Raw genomic sequence first — 17,411 nt, forward strand, 5'->3', positions numbered from 1 at the left:
CCAAGCGGACCCTCGGCTGTGGGCAGACGTCACCGCCCGGAGAGCCCCCCTGGCTGTAGCCATGCCAAGGTGAAAGCTCACGTGGCATGTGCACGCGAGCGTATCACCGGACGATCATGAGACTTTGTCAAGTACGCCACTTCGGAGACCCGTTGGCGAGTAATGCATGTTCATGTCAGTGAGGGAGGTGTGGCCGCGAGGTGGAGGCCCGCAGTCGTGGAGCGTGCACCACGCCGCTCAGCCGCGGGCGGTTGACCGGGCGGGGCAGGCACACGCGCAACGCAGGACGAGCCGGATGACGAGGTCGGCGCCGCCCGGCGGTGCCTCGGCGATCTCCCTGTCGTCGTTGCCGTCCGCGATCCAGGTCCCGGCGGACAGTGCGGCGCAGCGGACCGAATCGTGGAGGGCGTCCGGGGGCGAGTGCCGCGTACGCGCCCACGAACTCGGTACGCGTCTTGCGCCGGTTGTCACGATTCACCCGTGGCACAGCGAAAAGGGCGTGGAGTACGGGACCGTAATCCGTACTCCACGCCCTGGTTCAGGGAGTGACAGGGGCCGCGGCGGGCGTGTGACGGGGGTGGGGGTTTCCGGCTCCTTCAGGTCAGGAGACGGGACCTCCACCCACACCACCGCACTGGCGTCGCACAACCGCCGCGGCCTCGTCCTGCCCGCACTGCGCGCAACCCCTCATCCGGGTGGGCGCAGCGGTGCGGGCAGGGTCTTTGGGAGGCCAGGGCGTGTTCTGAAAGTCCCGTCTGCCCGGCGGGCGGGCGACGCTACTTTCAAAACACGTCCTAGTCCTCGCGCAGGGCGCGGACGGCCTCCTCCACGCGCTTGCCGTACTCGGCGTCCGCGGCGTGGAAGTGGGCGAGGTTCTTCTCGATCACGTCGTCCCGGGTGACCTGGGACAGGCCGCCCGCGATGTTGGCGATCAGCCGCCCCTTCTCGTCGTCCGACATCAGGCGGTACAGCTCGCCGGCCTGGAAGAAGTCGTCGTCCTTGTTGTGGGCGGGCGCCTCGTGGGTGCCGGTCCAGCCCTGGACGGCCAGCGGGGCGGAGAGCGCCGAGTCCGTCTGGGCCGGGCCCGCGTACGAGTTGGGCTCGTAGTTCTTGTCGTGGCGGGCGCCGTACCGGGTGGCGTGCAGTCCGTCGCGGCCGTAGTTGTCGACGACGGCGGTGCGCGGGGCGTTCACCGGCAGCTGGGTGTGGTTGATGCCCAGGCGGTAGCGGTGCGCGTCCGCGTAGGCGAACAGCCGGCCCTGGAGCATCTTGTCCGGGGAGGGGCCGATGCCGGGGACGAAGTTGTTCGGGGAGAAGGCGGCCTGCTCGACCTCGGCGAAGACGTTGTCCGGGTTGCGGTCCAGCACGAGCCGGCCCACCCGCTGGAGCGGGTAGTCGCTGTGCCGCCACACCTTGGTCACGTCGAACGGGTTGAAGCGGTAGTCCGCGGCGTCGGCGGCCGGCATCACCTGCACGTGCAGGGTCCAGGACGGGTTCATGCCGCGCTCGATGGCCTGCAGCAGGTCCGTCTGGTGCGAGGAGGCGTCCTTGCCGACGAGCTCGGCGGCCTGGTCGGCGGAGAGCGAACGCACGCCCTGGTTGGTCTTGAAGTGGTACTTGACGAAGAAGGCCTCGCCCGCGGCGTTCGTCCACTGGTAGGTGTGCGAGCCGAAGCCGTTCATGTGGCGGTACGAGGCGGGGATGCCCCGGTCGCCCATCAGCCAGGTGACCTGGTGCGTGGCCTCGGGGGAGTTGCCCCAGAAGTCCCATACGTTGTCCGGCTCCTGACGGCCCGTGAACGGGTCGCGCTTCTGGGAGTGGATGAAGTCGGGGAACTTGATGGGGTCCTTGATGAAGAACACCGGGGTGTTGTTGCCGACCAGGTCGTAATTGCCCTCGTCCGTGTAGAACTTGAGGGCGAAGCCGCGCGGGTCGCGTACCGCGTCCGCGCCGCCGAGCGAGTCGGCGACCGTCGAGAACCGGATGAAGGTCTCGGTGCGGCGGCCCACCTCGGAGAGGAAGTCGGCGCGGGTGAAGCCGGTGACGTCGTCGGTGACCTCGAAGTAGCCGTACGCACCGGAGCCCCGGGCGTGCACCACGCGCTCCGGGATGCGCTCCCGGTTGAAGCGGGCGAGCTTCTCCAGGAGGTGACCGTCCTGGAGGAGGATCGGGCCACCGACGCCGGCGGTGGCGGAGTTCTGGTTGTCGGCGACCGGGGCGCCTGACTCGGTCGTAAGCACACGCTGCGTCATGGTGTCGGGGCGACCTTCCGTACGGGAGCTGCTGAACTGCGACGTCCTGGGGCTCCAGGAGCGTAAGTACGCACCGAACCTGACGTCAACAGTTTGTTGAAATTCATGGTGGAGGGGTGTTCCGGACGGCGCCGGCGCCTGGGCGCGACAGGACAGGTGTCAGCGCCGACGCCGCCCGGAAGTCTGTGGGCCGGGGCGTGGACACCCGGCGGGCTGGTGCGGTCATGCGGTCATGCGGTCATGCGGTGGTGCCGGCCGGGCCCGCGCGGGGCCCGGCCGTGGTGGGTCAGTCCTGGACGGGCTGGCCGGAGAGGCGCTCGACCGAGCGCAGCAGCGCGGAGTGGTCCAGGCCGCCGTCACCCTGCGCGCGCAGCGAGGCGACGAGCTGGGCGACGACTCCGCCGACGGGCAGCGCGGCACCGACGTTGCGGGCGGCGTCCGTGACGATGCCCATGTCCTTGTGGTGCAGGTCGATCCGGAAGCCGGGAGCGAAGTCGCGGTTCAGGAAGTTGGCCTTCTTGCGGGTCAGCACGGTCGAGCCGGCCAGCCCGCCGTTGAGGACGTCGAGCGCCGCGGCGAGGTCGACCCCGGACTTCTCCAGGAAGACGACGGCCTCGGCGCAGGCCTGGATGTTGACCGCGACGATCAGCTGGTTGGCCGCCTTCACCGTCTGGCCGGAGCCGTGCGGACCGCAGAGCACGATGGTCTTGCCGAGCGCGTCCAGCAGGGGCTTGGCGGCGTCGAAGTCGGCCTGCTCGCCGCCGACCATGATCGACAGCACGGCCTCGATGGCGCCGGCCTCGCCGCCGGAGACGGGGGCGTCCAGGACCCGGATGCCCTTGTCCCGGGCGTTCTTCGCGAGGTCCACGGAGGTCTGCGGGGTGATCGAGGACATGTCGACCAGCAGCGCGCCGCGCTTCGCGTTCTCCAGGATGCCCTCGGAGCCGTACGCGATGGCCTCGACCTGCGGGGAGGCGGGCACCATCGTGATGATCACGTCGGCGTCCTTGACCGCTTCGGCGATCGAGGAGGCGCCGGTGCCGCCGGCCGCGGCCAGCCGGTCGACCTTGTCCTGCTCCAGCGTGTAACCGGTGACGTCGTAACCGGCCTTGATCAGGTTCTCGGACATGGGCGAACCCATGATGCCGAGCCCGATCCACGCAACCTTGGGGAGGTTGTTGCTCATGAGGGTGCCTTCCGATAAGCGTGTGTACTGGGGCCGACGGGCCCCGGGGTGTCCGCCGTGCTCAGCGGGCGGCCCGCGCGGTGGCCGGGAGCCACTCGAACGACTCGGCGCTCGGCCGCTCGCCCGGCTTGTACTCCAGGCCGACCCAGCCGTCGTAACCGGCCTTCGTCAGCTCGTCCAGGAGCTGCTCCAGGGGGAGCGACCCGGTGCCGGGCGCGCCGCGCCCCGGGTTGTCCGCGATCTGGACGTGCCCGGTCTTGCCGGCGTAGGCGGTGATGACCTGGCTGAGGTCCTCGCCGTTCATCGACAGGTGGTACAGGTCCATCAGGAACTTCGCGTTGCCCAGGCCCGTCGCCGCGTTGATCCGGTCGACGACCTCGATCCCGGCCGGCGCGCTGACGAGCGGGTAGCTCGGCGACTCCGGCGCGTTCAGGGTCTCGATCAGCAGGACCGCCCCGACCCGGTCCGCCGCGCGGGCGGCGAGAACCAGGTTCTCCAGGGCGAGTTCGTCCTGGATGCCGGGGTCCACGCCGTCGATCCGGTTGCCGTAGAGCGCGTTGAGCGCCTTGCAGCCGACCGAGGCGGCGAAGTCGGCCGCCACCTCGATGTTGGCGCGGAAGCGGTCCGACTCCGTGCCGGGCACGGAGAGTGCGCCCCGGTCGGGGCCGGGCAGCTGTCCTGCGTAGAAGTTCAGCCCCACCAGTTGGGTGCCCGCGTCGTCGAGCGCCTTCTTGAGGGCGTCGAGCTCCGCCTGCGGAGGGGTGGGGGTCTCGATCCAGGGCCACCACAGCTCGACCGCCGTGAAGCCCGCCGCGGCCGCTGCCGCAGGGCGCTCCAGGAGCGGGAGTTCCGTGAAGAGGATCGAAAGGTTTACATCGAAGCGCTGGTCCGGGTAGCCCATGAGGGTTTCGGCGCTCCTTCCGTATTGCGGAAGTTAGTTTCTGCTTAACGGAAGATTGCCCGGCGGGTGGGCGGGCTGTCAAGGGGGTGCCCGAAATTGGGGCATACGGAAGGCGGGGCGGAGGGCCCGTCGGCCCGTCCGCCCCGCCTCCTCGCCTCCGCTACCGGGTCACCCGGCCGGGACCGTGTCCTGGAAGGCGGTCCCCGCCGCGCGGTAGGCGCTCACCCGGGCGTTCACCTGTGCCGGGGTGAGGACCTGGTCCTTCACGTGCAGGACGTAGTCCACCTGCTGGTCGTACGAGCGGGGCGTCGTGCTCGTCTGCCCGGCCAGGTCGATCAGCCACTGGTTGAAGTTGATCGACATCCCGCGCTCCGGCAGATAGGCCGCCCCGTGGGTGCCGAACAGCTGCCCGTCGATGTAGTACGTGATCGCGCTGTCGTCGATGGTCACGACCAGGTCGTGCCAGCCGGCGTAGCTCTGCCGGGACTCGGTGTGCGCGTTGACCGCCTCCCAGGGGTCGGGCCGGTAGGTCTCCCACGAGGTCGTGTAGAGGATGTTGCCGCTCTCGCCCCAGCCGCCGTTGGGCAGGTACTCGAAGTCGTACTCGGCGTAGTCGTCGGCCATCGGCGCCTTGAGGTCGTTGATGGTGAAGAACGTCTGGACCAGGTGGTCGCCGTCGGGGCCCGAGACCGGCGCGTCGTTGAACTTCACCCGCGCCGCGTAGGTGCCGTTGCGGAACTTCATGGACTGGGTCAGGATCTCGGTCTGCTTCGTCGACTCGCCGCTGCCCGCCGTCGACGTCTCCAGGTTCATCACGGAGTTGCCGCTCTGGGTGGCGAACGTGACGTTCTGCGGGGCCCAGGTCGCCCCCGGCACGCCGGGACCGCCGGAGTTCGAGCGGACACTCCAGCCGTGGGCGGCTATCTGCGGATCGGTGTGGCCGCTGTAGTCGAAGTCGTCGAAGAGCGTGGGCGCGCCGTCCGGCGGGTCGGTCGGGTCGGTCGGGTCGGTCGGGTCGGTCGGGTCCGTGGGGTCGGTCGGATCGGTGGGGCCGTTGCCCGGCGGGGCCTCGCCCCACACCTGGGCGCCGCCGAGCCGCGCCGTCACCTTCGTCCAGTCGCCGTACGCGCTCGCACCCGCGCCGAAGGAGTAGTCGTCGCTCTGCACCAGCGGCTGCCAGTTCGACCGGTAGAAGCGCAGCTGCATGTCGCCCGTGTCGGCGCCCGGTGCGAGCGATCCCGCGCCGGCGGTGAAGCCGATCTCCAGATAGCGGTCGGCGGTGGCGGTGGGCGAGGCGAGCGTGCCGAACGTCCCGGTGATGTTCGCGCAGCCCTTCACCGCCCAGGAGCAGGCGAACCGGTAGGCGTCGGCGGCCGCCTCGCCCTTGAAGTAGTAGCGGATCTTGACGTCGCTGAGCTGTACGGCCCCGCTGCCGGTGTTGCGCACCTTCAGCCAGGGCTCGCTCTGGTCGGCCGTTGCCCCGGCGGCGCCGGTGCGGTACTGCACGGCGAGCGAGCCGTCGGCGGCGCTCGCCGTCGACGGGACGGCGGCGAGCGCCGTGCAGCCGAGGGCAACGGTGGCGGCGGCTGCGGCCACCGCGCGGATTCGGCTCTTGGCGAGTGACTTCATGAACCTGTTCCTCTCCGGAACGGTCGTGGGGGAGTGGTGCCTACGGGGTCGGCGCTGTTCCTGGGGAGGGGGCCGCGAGCGGCCGGGGGGCGAGGGGGCGGTAGCGGACGCCGAGTGCGTCGAGCCGCGCCGTGTGCCCGCCGAGGCGGGACAGGAACCCGGGCCAGTCGCCGCCGCCACCGGACCAGGCCCGGTCGGCGAGGGCGCACAGCCGCGGATAGGTCTGGTACTCGATCCGGTCCGGCGTGCTGGCGTACTCGGTCCACAACTGGGCCTGGGTGCCCAGGAGTCTGCCGGTCTCGGCCGCGTCCCAGTCGTCCGTCAGCGGCCGGTGCCCGTGCACCGCCCGCAGGTCGACCGGCGGCCCCGGCTGCGTCGCCGGTTCGCCGGGGCCCGGGGACTGGGCGTAGTCGAGGTAGGTGGTCCGGTGGTGCGCGGCGACGACGTGGTGGCCGCGGCGGGCGGCGGCGCGGGCGTGGGCCGCGCCGCGCCAGGTCATCACCGTGAATTCGAGGGGCAGTTCGGCCCCGGTCTCCGCCCAGCCGACGGGCCGCCTGCCCTGCTCGGCCAGGAAGGACCCGATCCGGCCCATGAACCAGCCGTGCAGGGCGCGGGCGTCGGGCAGCCCCTCGGCGGCGGCCCGCTCCCGGGCGGCCGGGCTGTTCTCCCACTCGGTGGTCGGGCACTCCTCGCCGCCGATGTGGATGTACGGGGACGGGAAGACGTCCATGACCTCCTCGAGCACCGTCCGGCAGAAGTCGAAGACCTCCTCGTGGACGCCGAAGATCGTGTCGCAGACTCCCCAGCGGGTCCACACGCCCAGCCGCCGTGAGGGGTCGTTGCCCAGCTCGGGGTGGGCGGCGAGGGCCGCGCGCGCATGGCCGGGCATCTCGATCTCGGGCACCACCCGCACCCCGAGGCCCGCCGCGTAGCTCACCAGCTCCCGCAGCTCCCGCCGGGTGTACGCGCCCGAGTGCGGAATTCCGTCGTACGTCCCGGGGGCGCTGCCCGGCGGCCCGGACGCCGACTGGGTGCGGTGGCCGCCGATGCCGGTCAGCCTCGGGTACGCGGCGACGGGCATGCGCCAGCCCTGGTCGTCGGTGAGGTGGAGGTGCAGGGTGTTGAGCTTGTGCAGCGCCATCAGGTCCACGTACCGGCGCAGGTAGGAGACTGGCTGGAAGTGCCGGGCGACATCCAGCATCGTGCCGCGCCACGGGTGCGCGGGCACGTCGCTGATCTCGACGCAGGGCAGCAGCCACTGCTCCTGCCGCTGCGCGATCTCCGACAGGGCCTCGGCGGGCAGCAGTTGGCGGATCGTCTGCACGCCGCGGAGCAGGCCGGGCAGCCGTGCCGCCCGCAGCAGCAGCGCGTCCGGGCCGATGGTGAGCCCGTAGCCCTCCTCGCCGAGCCCGCCGAGCTGCGGGTCGAGTGCCAGCACGACCCGGCCGGCTGCCGACGGGGCGAGCGGCAGCCCGGTGGCGGGGGCGAGCAGCGTGCGCAGCAGGCCGGCGGCGCTCTGAGCCCCGGGGTAGGCCCGGACGGTGGTCTCGCGGTCGAGGACGAACCGGCCGGGGCGGGGCGATACCTTGCTGGGCCGGGGGACGAGTGTGTGTTCGGGGCGTGATGCGGGCACGGGGTGCCTCCGGGTTCGGGTCTGGGCCGGTCAGCCCTTGACGGCGCCGGCCGCGAAGCCGGAGGTGACATGGCGCTGGAGCAGCAGGAAGACCACCAGCGCGGGCAGGGCGAACAGGGTCGAGGCGGCCATCGTGGCGCCCCAGTCGGTGCCGAAGGTGTTCTGGAACGAGGACAGCCAGACCGGCAGCGTGCGGCTGTCCTGGTGCTTGATGATCAGGAAGTTGGCGTAGGCGAACTCGTTCCACGCGGTGATGAAGCCGAACAGCGAGGTGGCCAGCAGCCCCGGTGCCAGCAGTGGCAGCGCCACCCGCCGGAAGGCGCCGGTCCTGGTGCACCCGTCGACCTGCGCGGCCTCCTCCAGCTCCGGCGGGATGGTGGCGATGAAGCCGCGCAGCACCACGATCGAGAACGGCAGCGTGACCATGAAGTAGACGAGGGTGAGTGTCGGCAGCCGGTCCAGCATGTCCGTGTCGCGGGAGATGATGTAGATCGGGATGATCAGTGATTCCCAGGGCGCCATCTGGGCGACGAAGACCATGAGCATGAACTGGCGCCTCCCCTTCCAGCGCATCCGGGCCACCGCGTAGGCGGATGCGATGGCGACCAGCAGGGCCAGCAGGATCGCGCTGAGCGTCACCAGGATGCTGTTGCGCCAGAACACCCCGAACCCGTCGGCCTGCACGGCCGTGCGGAAGTGGTCGAGGGTCCAGGTGTGCGGGAAGAGGTCCGGATCGGTGGACTGGATGTCGCGGGACGGTTTGAACGCGGTCGAGATCATCCAGTAGACGGGGAACAGGCAGACCAGGACGGTCATTGCGGCGGCGGCGTTCAGCGGGATCCGCCGCGGTCTCGGGCGCAGCAGGGTCATCGGGTCTCGTCCTCCTGGCGGAGCATCTGGCGGAAGTACAGGACGAGCACCCCGGACATCAGGACCACGGTGACCATCGAGGCGGCCGATCCCAGGTCGCAGCGCTGCCCGGCGAGGGCGGTCTGCACCGCGTAGACGGGCAGGATCGTCGTGGCGTCGCCGGGACCGCCGCGCGTCATCACCCAGATCTGCACGAACGCCTTGAACGTCCAGATCACTTCGAGCGAGAAGACCAGCAGGAAGATCGGCCGCAGGATGGGGAAGGTGACCGAGCGGAAGATCCTGGAGGCGCTCGCCCCGTCCAGCCGGGCCGATTCGTAGAGTTCCGCCGGCACGGTGGTGAGGGCCGAGTAGATGGTGACCGCCGCGAACGGCACCGACTGCCAGACGATCAGCAGGACCAGGATCGAGAACGCGGCGGTGCCGTGCGCGAACCACGGATAGCGGTCGAACGAGGAGAAGCCCGCCTCGGTCAGCAGCCCGTTGACGATGCCGAACTCGGAGTGGAACAGCCACTGGAAGACCGTGGTGGCCGCGATCACGGGCATGGCCCAGGCCAGCACCAGTGAGCTGAGCACCATTCCCCGGCCGAACCGGCCGAGCCGTTCGGTCATCAGGGCGACCAGGGTCGCGATGGCCATGATCAGGACGACGTTGATCGCCATGAACACGAAGGTGCGCCGGACCACCTCCCAGAACCGGGGGTCGGACAGCAGCGTGCGGTAGTTGCGCAGGCCGACGAACTCCGCGTCGCCCACGATCAGCTGGCGCAGCCTGAAGTCCTGGAGCGAGATGAGCACGGCCCGCAGCAGCGGGTAGAGCAGCAGGTAGAGCATGCCGCCGACAGCGGGTGCGATCAGCAGGTACGGCCAGGGGCCGCGCGGCTCCCCGGCCCGTCGCCGGCGGGCGGGTGCCGGAGCGGGCGGCGCCGGCCGGAGCCGGGGTCTGGGGGGTGCGGTCCGTTCCCGGATGACCGGCACGGCACGCCTCCTCTCGGTGGTCTGACGGGTGGCTGAGCGGGTCAGGACGCGGTGTTCATGGCCCGGGTGATGTCGCCGGAGGCCTTGGCGGCCTCCTTCGCCGGATCGCCGCCCGTCAGGACGGCGGCCATGTAGTCCTTGATCGGGTTCTCCGCCTCGACGGCCGCCCAGCCGGGAGTGTTGGGCGTCGCGTGGCCGTTCGCCGCGCCGGCCGCCATCGCCGCCGCGCCCGGGTCGTCCGCCACCGCGGAGGCGAGGGTCGTCCGGTTCGGCACATAGCTCATGGCCACGGCCAGCTTCTTCTGCCAGACGTCTGAGGTGAGCTCCTTGACGAGGGTGAGCGCCGCCTCCTGGTGGCCGGAGGCCGTGGGGATCACCAGGTCGGAGCCGCCGGTGAAGACGGCGCCCGGGGTGTCCGCGCCCGGCCCCGGCACCGGGAAGAAGCCGAGCTTCCCCTTGAGCTCCGCGTTCTTCCCGGCGACGATGCCGGCGCCGCCCGGGGTGGAGATCACCTGGGCCACCTGCCCCTTCGCCATGACGTCGGCCTGCGGCGGGTCGTCCTCGTCGGAGTCCCTCGGGCCCTTGCCCAGCGCCTGGAGCTGCCCGTAGAACTTCATCCCGCGCAGCGCCTCCGGGGTGTCCAGGGCGCCCTTCCACTTCCCGCCGGACTCGGTGGCGAGGTCGCCGCCCTCGTCCCAGATGAACCCGGCCAGCGCGTACCACATCTGCCCGGGGAGGTAGATGCCCTGTGTGCCGCCCCTGTTGAGCTTCGCGGTGGCGGCGAGCCACTGCTCGCGCGTCTTGATCGCGGAGGCGTCGACCCCGGCCTTCTCGAAGAGGTCGGTGCGGTAGATGACGACGCGGTTGGCCGCGTAGTACGGGATGCCGTACTGCTTGCCCTCGTACGCGCCCGGCTCGGCCAGCCCCTTGAGCCAGTCCTTGCCGTTCAGCTCGTCGACCTTGTCGCTGAGGTCGAGGAGCCCGCCGCTCTGGGCGAACTGCGCGACCTGGGTGTTGCCGCTCTCGATGACGTCCGGCGCGTCGTTGCTGGCCAGCGCGGCGGTGATCTTCTCGCCGATGCCGTCCCACTCCTGGATCTGCACCCGCACCCTGATGTCGGGGTGCTGGGCCTGGAAGCCCTTGACGAACTCCTTCTGGAACTGTGCGGAGACGCTGTCGCGCATCAGCCACACGTCGATGTCCGTCCGCCCGTCACCGGATGACCCGGTCGAGTCGGAGGACGAGCTGCAGGCACTGAGGGCGGCGGCCATCACGAGCGCGGACCCACCGGCAAGCAAGCGGTACTTCACGGTTCACCTCTGGAGAACAACCTGACCACCTGACCAGTGAAGTCCACTGGACAGCTCACCTCTTGATGGTGGATGAAGGTGGCATAGACCAATGGGGCCGTCAAGTCTCTTGGTGGCAAAGGGTTTTGGCGATCTACGCGAAAATCGCCTCGCGAAGTTTTCCGCAACAGCGGCTACAATCCACCTGACCAGTGGCTCAGTTGCCTCGACTGGTTGGTCAACTGGTCAATAAGAGATGTGTCAGGAGGGGGCATCACATGGACGCCGACGCACCGGGGACGGTGCTCAAACGGGAACGGGCCCGCGACGCCGTATTGGAGCTGATCGAGTCGCGCAGGCCGGGTGACGCCATCCCCTCGGAGCGGTCCCTGTGCGCCACGCTCGGAGTCTCCCGGCCCACCCTGCGCGCCGCGGTCGACGAACTGGTGGCCGCCGGGCTGCTGGTGCGCGAGCACGGCCGGGGGATGTTCGTCGCACCCGCGAAGATCACCCAGGAACTGATCTCGGCCGACCTGGCCCTGTCCGTCCCGCCGGCCGCCGGGGCCTGGTCGAGCAGGCTGCTGGAGTTCACCACCCTCCAGGCCGGAGCCCGGGTCGGCCGCAAGCTGCGCATGTCACCGGCCGCCGACATCGTCTACGTCGCCCGGCTGAGGCTGGTCGACGGCGCCCCGATGGCGATCGAGCACCTGCACATCAGGGCCGAACTGGTCCCGGGCCTGTCCGCCCAGGAGCTGGAGGACGGCGACCTGTACGAGCACCTGCGCGAGCGCCACGACGTACACGTTCACGAAGCGGTCCAGGCGATCGAGCCGACCGTCGTGACCCGCGCCGAGGCCGGGCTGCTCGACGTGCCCGAGCTCTCCCCGGCCCTGCTCTTCGAGCGGCTGACCTCGGACACCGCAGGCCGCCCCGTGGAGTACGTGCACTCGCTCTACCGGGGCGACCGCTACCGGATCGTCTCCCGGCTGGCCCTCGGGCCCGCCGCGGCCGTACGGCCCGTCGAGGGCGGACACCACCCGGGGATCCCGCCGGGCGACTTCGCCCACCGGGACCCGATCACCTCCTCCACCCGGGGCGACATCCAGTCCGGCGGCTGACGCAGTGCGCCCGCCGCTCCGCCCGCCCCCGCGTTGCGTCCTGCGCAATGACCGGTGCGAGTCTTGCGCCGCTCCTCGGGGAAGGCCACTGTGACTGACACATCCGACGCAGCCGACCCCACGAGGTGCCTCGCATGACCACCCCCACAAGCCGCCGCACCCTTCTTGGAGCACTCCTGGCGGGCGGCGCCCTCGCCGCCGCCCCCTCACTGCCCCGCTCCGGACATCCGGGGCCGGCGGCGCGCACCGCGCCGGAGGCGGCGCGCAAGGCCGCGACGCTGTTCCTCGGCACCTACACCTCGACGACGCCGGGAGGCACCGGCATCGGTGTCGCCTCGTACGACCCGGCGGCCGGCACCATCACCGGCCGCACTGTCGTCACCGGCGTCGAGAACCCCTCGTTCCTCGCGCTGCACCCCACCGGCGCCACGCTCTACGCCGTCGACGAGCAGCAGCAGGGCGGCGTCACCGCGGTGGCGCTCGCCGCCGACGGCACCTTCCGGGTGCTGGCGACCCGGGACACCGGCGGCGCCGGACCCTGCCACCTCTCCGTCCACCCCGGCGGAAAGTGGCTGCTCAGCGCCAACTACACCTCCGGCAGCGTCGCCGTGCACCCCCTCGCCGCCGACGGCACACCGGGGGAGCGCACCGACCTGGTCGCCCACTCCACCCCCGCGCCCGGCCCCGGCCAGGACGGGCCGCACGCCCACCAGATCATCACCGCGCCGGACGGGGGCCACGTCCTCGCCGTCGACCTGGGCAACGACACGGTGTACACCTACCGGCTCGACGAGGACCGAGGCACCCTGGAGCAGCTCTCCCACGCCGCGCTGCGCCCCGGCGCCGGACCGCGCTCCCTCACCTTCCACCCCGGCGGCCGCTACGCCTACCTGGCCTGCGAGCTCGACAACACGGTCGTGGTCTGCGGCTACGACCCGACCACCGGCGTGCTGACCCCGGGCGACCCGCAGTCCACCGGAACGGGCGGCGGCACCAGCTACCCCGCCCAGCTGCTGGTCACCGGGGACGGCCGCTTCGCCTACCTGGCCAACCGGGGGCACAACAGCCTCACCAGGTACGCCGTCGAGGACGGCGGGGCCACGCTGCGGCTGCTGGACACCGTGCCGGTGGGCGGTGACTTCCCCCGGCACATCGCCTTCTCGCCCGACGGGACGCTGCTCCTGGCCGCGAACCAGAAGTCCGGCACGGTCACGGTGTTCCGGGTCGACGCGGAGAGCGGCGCCCTGGAGTCCGTGGGGACGCCCTTCGCCGCCCCGGCGGCGGTCTGCGTGCTGCCTCTCTGAGGCCTGCGCGGCGGCGCCCGTCCGTTAGGGTCGTGCCCGAGCTGCGGGGGTTCCCCGCCGCGGCGACACGCACCATGGAGGCACCGTGCGCTTGAGAGTGGAGTTCACCACCGAGCCCTTCGATCTCGACGAGGCGCCGGCCCACGCGGTCGTCGCCCGCGAGGTCGTCCAGTCGGCCGATCTGGACGCCGTGGACGTCGGCCCCTTCGGCAACACGGCCGAGGGCGGCGCCGACGAGGTCCTCACCGCGGTGGACTCCCTCCTGCGCAAGGCCCTGGCATCGGGTGCCACCCGGGTCTCCCTCCAGGTCAACGTGATCGGGGAGGGCTCCAAGTGACCGAGCCCGCGGACCACCCCCTCGTCGCCGCGGTCAAGCCGCTCGTCGACGCCATGGGCGCCGAGCTGCTCGGGCCGGAGCAGGCGCTCCCCGACGACGTCGTGCTGGCGTGGGAGGGGCTGGACGTCATAGCGGTCCGGCTGCCCCAGCTCTCGGACTCGCTGGATCACATTCTGGCCGCCATGGAGCGCCGGCACGGCATGCCGCTGGCCGAGCTGGACCGCAGGACCAAGCAGGCGGTCGTCCGGACCCTGGAGGCACGCGGTGCCTTCTCCGTACGGCACGGCGTGGAGACGGTGGCGGGGGCCCTTGGCGTCAGCCGGTTCACCGTCTACAACTACCTGAACAGGGATATCGGGCCGAAGAGCGAGTAGTTGGGACCGCGGGCGGTCACGGTCCGCGCAGCGCCACGGAAGGCCGTCGTCCGGATCATCGGGCGACGGCCTTTTACATGAACGTAATTTCAACAAAGTGTTGACGTGGTGTTGTGGAGGGCGTTAGCTATCCGCAGCCCGACCAACGCACAGCGAAAAACAGCCACGGAGGCTCCCGTGACTTCGAGCTCCACACCGGGCCTGTCCCGGTTCAACACCCTGGCGGACCGCGAGGCGGCCGCCGCACTGCACGAGGTGTGTGCCAGTGCGGCCTGGGGAGGAGCGATCCTCTCCGGGCGCCCCTACGCCACGACGGAAGCCCTGTTCCTCGCGAGCGACACCGCCACGGCGGCCCTCGACGCGCAGGACCTGGCCGAAGCCATGGCCGGCCACCCGCCGATCGGCCGCCCGAAGCCCGGGGACCCGACCTCCTCCCGCGAACAGCGGGGAATGGCCGGCGCCACCGAGGAGCTCAAGGCCGAAATGCTCGAACTCAACCTGGCCTACCAGGAGCGGTTCGGACACGTCTTCCTGATCTGCGCCACCGGGGCCACCGGTGAGCAGATGCGCGACGCGCTGAGGACCCGGTCCCGGAACTCGCCCGAGCAGGAGCGCGGACACGTCCGCACCGAACTGGGCAAGATCAACCGCATCAGGCTGACCCGTCTCGTCACGGAAGACGCGTAAGACTCGCAACCGAAGGAGAGTGAAGGTCTTGAGCACCTTCGCCACCGCATCGGTGTCCACCCACATCCTGGACACCAGCATCGGCCGCCCCGCCGCGGACGTCGCCATCTCGCTCGCGGCCCGCTCGGGCAGTGACGCGCGGTGGGTGGCGCTCGGCGGTTCCGCGACCGATGCGGACGGGCGCTGCAAGGACCTGCCGGCCCTGCCGGAGGGCACCACCCACGTACGGCTCGACTTCCAGACCGAGTCGTACTTCGCCAGCAAGAAGCAAGCCGAGGCGCAGCAGGACGCCCCCCGCGTAAGGGACAGCGGTGCGTTCTTCCCGGAGGTGGCGATCACTTTCGCCGTCACTCCGGGCGAGCACTATCACGTACCGCTGCTGCTCAACCCGTTCGGCTACTCCGTATACCGAGGGAGCTAGCAGACACATGCCCACGATTCTCGGCCAGAACCAGTACGGCAAAGCAGAGAACCGCGTCGTCAAGATCACGCGGGACGGCGACACCCACCACATCAAGGACCTGAACGTCTCGGTCGCCCTGTCGGGTGACATGGAGGACGTGCACTACTCCGGCTCGAACGCGAACGTCCTTCCCACGGACACCACCAAGAACACGGTGTTCGCGTTCGCCAAGGAGCACGGCATCGACTCCGCCGAGCAGTTCGGCATCCACCTCGCACGTCACTTCGTGACGAGCCAGGAGCCGATCAAGATCGCCCGGATCCGGATCGAGGAGTACGCCTGGGACCGCATCGCGACCTCCGGCGGCAACTCCCAGTTCATCGGTGCCGACGAGGTCAAGCACTCCTTCGTCCGCAAGAACCAGGAGATCCGCACCGCTCAGATCACCTACGACGGCGAGTCGTGGCAGGTCATCTCGGGTCTCAAGGACCTCACGGTGATGAACTCGACCAACTCCGAGTTCTGGGGCTACGTCAAGGACAAGTACACGACGCTCAAGGAGGCGTACGACCGCATCCTGTGCACCGACGTCTCGGCCCGCTGGCGCTACAACTGGACCAGCGACGAGCAGCGGATGCCGAACTGGGAGAAGTCCTATGAGCAGGCGCGCAAGCACATGCTCCACGCCTTCGCCGAGACGTACTCCCTCTCGCTCCAGCAGACCCTGTACCAGATGGGTTCGCGGATCATCAACAGCCGCAGCGAGATCGACGAGATCCGGTTCTCGCTCCCGAACAACCACAACTTCCTTGTGGACCTTGAGCCGTTCGGCCTCAAGAACGACAACGAGGTCTACTTCGCCGCCGACCGTCCCTACGGGCTCATCGAGGGCACCGTGCTGCGTGACGGCATCGAGCCGCAGATCCCGGTCGATCTGACCAACCTCTGACGCGGCGCCGCGCCGGTCCCCGTCCGTCCACAGCGGACGGGGGCCGGCCGGCCCGGAGGGAACTCCCATGGCACAGCCTGCACGTGGGCCTGATGCAGCGATAGGTCCATGTCCCACCCCACCGGACGGCTCGATCCATCCGGTGGACGAGAAGCTCGCCCCGTCGCGGCTCCTGCCCGCCGCGCTCCAGCACATCGCCGCCATGTACGCGGGCGTCGTCACCCCTCCGCTCATCATCGGACAGGCCGTCGGCCTCGACACGGCCGGACTGACCCGGCTGATCGCGGCGAGCCTGCTCATCGCCGGCTGCGCCACCATCCTGCAGACCCTCGGCATCGGCGGCTTCGCCGGCAACCGGCTGCCGTTCGTCAACGCCGCCTCGTCCGCCGGGATCGCCCCGATGCTCGCCATCGCCGAGACCAGCGCGCCCGGCCACCAACTCCCCGCGATCTACGGGGCGGTGCTCGTCGCAGGCGTGTTCTGCCTGCTCGTCGGCCCGTTCTTCGGCAGGCTGCTCAGATTCTTCCCGCCGCTCGTCACCGGCGTCGTCATCACCCTCATCGGCGTCACCCTGATGCCGGTCCCGGTCTCCTGGGCGCAGGGCGGCGACAAGACAGCGACCGACTTCGGCGCGATGAAGTACCTCGCGCTGGCCGCCTTCACGCTGGCCGTCATCCTGGTCATCCAGAGGTTCGGCCGTGGATTCCTCAAGCAAGTCGCCTTGCTGATGGGGCTGTTGATAGGTACCTTGGCCGCCATCCCCTTCGGCCTCGCGGACTTCTCCGCCCTGAGCTCCGCTCCGCTCGCCGCACTGCCCACCCCCTTCGCCTTCGGCGCACCGGAGTTCCAGCCCGCCGCGATCCTCTCCCTCTGCATCGTGATGCTCGTCCTGATGACCGAGTCGTCCGCCGGCATGCTGGCCCTCGGCGAGATCTGCGACCGGCCCACCGACGGCCGGACCATCACGCGAGGCCTGCGCACCGACGGCATCGCCACCCTCGTCGGGCCGGTCTTCGGCGGCTTCCCGACGAGCGCCTTCGCACAGAACGTCGGCGTCGTCTCCCTCACGAAGGTACGGAGCCGCTACGTCGTCGCGGCCGCCGGCGGCGCCCTGCTGATCCTCGGCGTCTTCCCGGTACTCGGCGCGGTCGTCTCGCTCGTCCCGATGCCCGTGCTCGGCGGCGCCGGCATCGTCCTGTTCGGCTCGATCGCGGTGAGCGGCATCCGTACGCTCTCCGAGGCCGGGCTCGACGACAGCTCCAACATCATCCTGGTCGCCGTGGCGCTCGGCGCGGGCATCATCCCGCTCGCCGCGCCCGGCTTCTACGCGGGATTCCCGTCCTGGGCGCAGACCGTCCTGGGCTCCGGCATCAGCGCCGGAGCGCTGGCCGCGGTCCTGCTCAATCTCTTCTTCCACCATCTCGGCACCCACGGCCGCACGGCCGTGGCACTCAAATCCTCCTAGGGTCCTGCCGTGCCCACATCGCTATGAGAGAAGG

The 17,411-nt window shown here is 70.4% G+C and carries 17 protein-coding genes; 8 read left to right on the forward strand and 9 right to left on the reverse strand.

From position 1 onward, the window contains the following. Positions 1 to 237: 237 nt before the first annotated feature. The 9 genes from EDD93_RS39455 to EDD93_RS26090 all read right to left on the reverse strand — a co-directional run bounded on the left by EDD93_RS39455 (position 238) and on the right by EDD93_RS26090 (position 10,761). On the reverse strand, positions 238 to 471 hold the full coding sequence (locus tag EDD93_RS39455) for a hypothetical protein (RefSeq protein WP_148083906.1): 234 nt from the start codon (positions 469 to 471) through the stop codon (positions 238 to 240). A gap of 323 nt (positions 472 to 794) precedes the next feature. Next, positions 795 to 2,252: a catalase gene (locus EDD93_RS26055; RefSeq protein WP_123527460.1), complete on the reverse strand. Its 1,458-nt coding sequence runs from the start codon at positions 2,250 to 2,252 to the stop codon at positions 795 to 797. A 286-nt stretch (positions 2,253 to 2,538) separates the two neighbouring features. Beyond that, on the reverse strand, positions 2,539 to 3,438 hold the full coding sequence (locus tag EDD93_RS26060; RefSeq protein WP_123527461.1) for a 2-hydroxy-3-oxopropionate reductase: 900 nt from the start codon (positions 3,436 to 3,438) through the stop codon (positions 2,539 to 2,541). 61 nt (positions 3,439 to 3,499) lie between these two features. Further along, positions 3,500 to 4,339: a TIM barrel protein gene (locus tag EDD93_RS26065; protein WP_123527462.1), complete on the reverse strand. Its 840-nt coding sequence runs from the start codon at positions 4,337 to 4,339 to the stop codon at positions 3,500 to 3,502. A 168-nt stretch (positions 4,340 to 4,507) separates the two neighbouring features. Further along, positions 4,508 to 5,968: a cellulose binding domain-containing protein gene (locus EDD93_RS26070; RefSeq protein WP_123527463.1), complete on the reverse strand. Its 1,461-nt coding sequence runs from the start codon at positions 5,966 to 5,968 to the stop codon at positions 4,508 to 4,510. A 40-nt stretch (positions 5,969 to 6,008) separates the two neighbouring features. Then, positions 6,009 to 7,601 carry a beta-N-acetylhexosaminidase gene (locus EDD93_RS26075; protein ID WP_123527464.1) on the reverse strand — a complete coding sequence of 531 codons (1,593 nt, stop codon included), beginning with the start codon at positions 7,599 to 7,601 and terminating at the stop codon, positions 6,009 to 6,011. Positions 7,602 to 7,631: 30 nt separating this feature from the next. After that, on the reverse strand, positions 7,632 to 8,471 hold the full coding sequence (locus tag EDD93_RS26080) for a carbohydrate ABC transporter permease (RefSeq protein ID WP_123527465.1): 840 nt from the start codon (positions 8,469 to 8,471) through the stop codon (positions 7,632 to 7,634). Then, on the reverse strand, positions 8,468 to 9,451 hold the full coding sequence (locus tag EDD93_RS26085; RefSeq protein WP_123527466.1) for a carbohydrate ABC transporter permease: 984 nt from the start codon (positions 9,449 to 9,451) through the stop codon (positions 8,468 to 8,470). Before EDD93_RS26085 ends, EDD93_RS26080 begins: the two co-directional genes overlap by 4 nt. A 41-nt stretch (positions 9,452 to 9,492) precedes the next feature. Beyond that, positions 9,493 to 10,761, reverse strand: coding sequence for an extracellular solute-binding protein (locus EDD93_RS26090; RefSeq protein ID WP_123527467.1), 1,269 nt, complete (start codon positions 10,759 to 10,761; stop codon positions 9,493 to 9,495). Positions 10,762 to 11,018: 257 nt separating this feature from the next. On the opposite strand from EDD93_RS26090, the gene EDD93_RS26095 reads away from it, so the two are divergent. The 8 genes from EDD93_RS26095 (at position 11,019) to EDD93_RS26130 (ending at position 17,377) form a co-directional block, all read left to right on the forward strand. Further along, entirely contained in the window at positions 11,019 to 11,858 is an 840-nt protein-coding gene (locus tag EDD93_RS26095; RefSeq protein ID WP_123527468.1) for a GntR family transcriptional regulator, read from the forward strand. Between the two features lie 134 nt (positions 11,859 to 11,992). Then, entirely contained in the window at positions 11,993 to 13,162 is a 1,170-nt protein-coding gene (locus EDD93_RS26100) for a lactonase family protein (protein ID WP_123527469.1), read from the forward strand. An 85-nt stretch (positions 13,163 to 13,247) separates the two neighbouring features. Then, positions 13,248 to 13,499 (forward strand): hypothetical protein, encoded by a 252-nt coding sequence (locus EDD93_RS26105; RefSeq protein WP_123527470.1) that lies wholly within the window; start codon positions 13,248 to 13,250, stop codon positions 13,497 to 13,499. Further along, complete coding sequence (locus EDD93_RS26110) at positions 13,496 to 13,873, forward strand: helix-turn-helix domain-containing protein (RefSeq protein WP_123463609.1); 378 nt, start codon at positions 13,496 to 13,498, stop codon at positions 13,871 to 13,873. Before EDD93_RS26105 ends, EDD93_RS26110 begins: the two co-directional genes overlap by 4 nt. A 177-nt stretch (positions 13,874 to 14,050) precedes the next feature. Then, positions 14,051 to 14,560, forward strand: coding sequence for a 2-oxo-4-hydroxy-4-carboxy-5-ureidoimidazoline decarboxylase (gene uraD / locus EDD93_RS26115; protein WP_123527471.1), 510 nt, complete (start codon positions 14,051 to 14,053; stop codon positions 14,558 to 14,560). A gap of 28 nt (positions 14,561 to 14,588) precedes the next feature. Then, entirely contained in the window at positions 14,589 to 14,981 is a 393-nt protein-coding gene (gene uraH / locus EDD93_RS26120) for a hydroxyisourate hydrolase (protein WP_123527472.1), read from the forward strand. A gap of 7 nt (positions 14,982 to 14,988) precedes the next feature. Next, positions 14,989 to 15,912, forward strand: coding sequence for a factor-independent urate hydroxylase (gene pucL / locus EDD93_RS26125; protein ID WP_123527473.1), 924 nt, complete (start codon positions 14,989 to 14,991; stop codon positions 15,910 to 15,912). Between the two features lie 67 nt (positions 15,913 to 15,979). Further along, positions 15,980 to 17,377, forward strand: coding sequence for a nucleobase:cation symporter-2 family protein (locus EDD93_RS26130; protein WP_123527474.1), 1,398 nt, complete (start codon positions 15,980 to 15,982; stop codon positions 17,375 to 17,377). The last annotated feature ends 34 nt before the right edge of the window (positions 17,378 to 17,411 follow it).

Source organism: Streptomyces sp. 840.1, assembly GCF_003751445.1.
Taxonomy (GTDB): Bacteria; Actinomycetota; Actinomycetes; order Streptomycetales; family Streptomycetaceae; genus Streptomyces.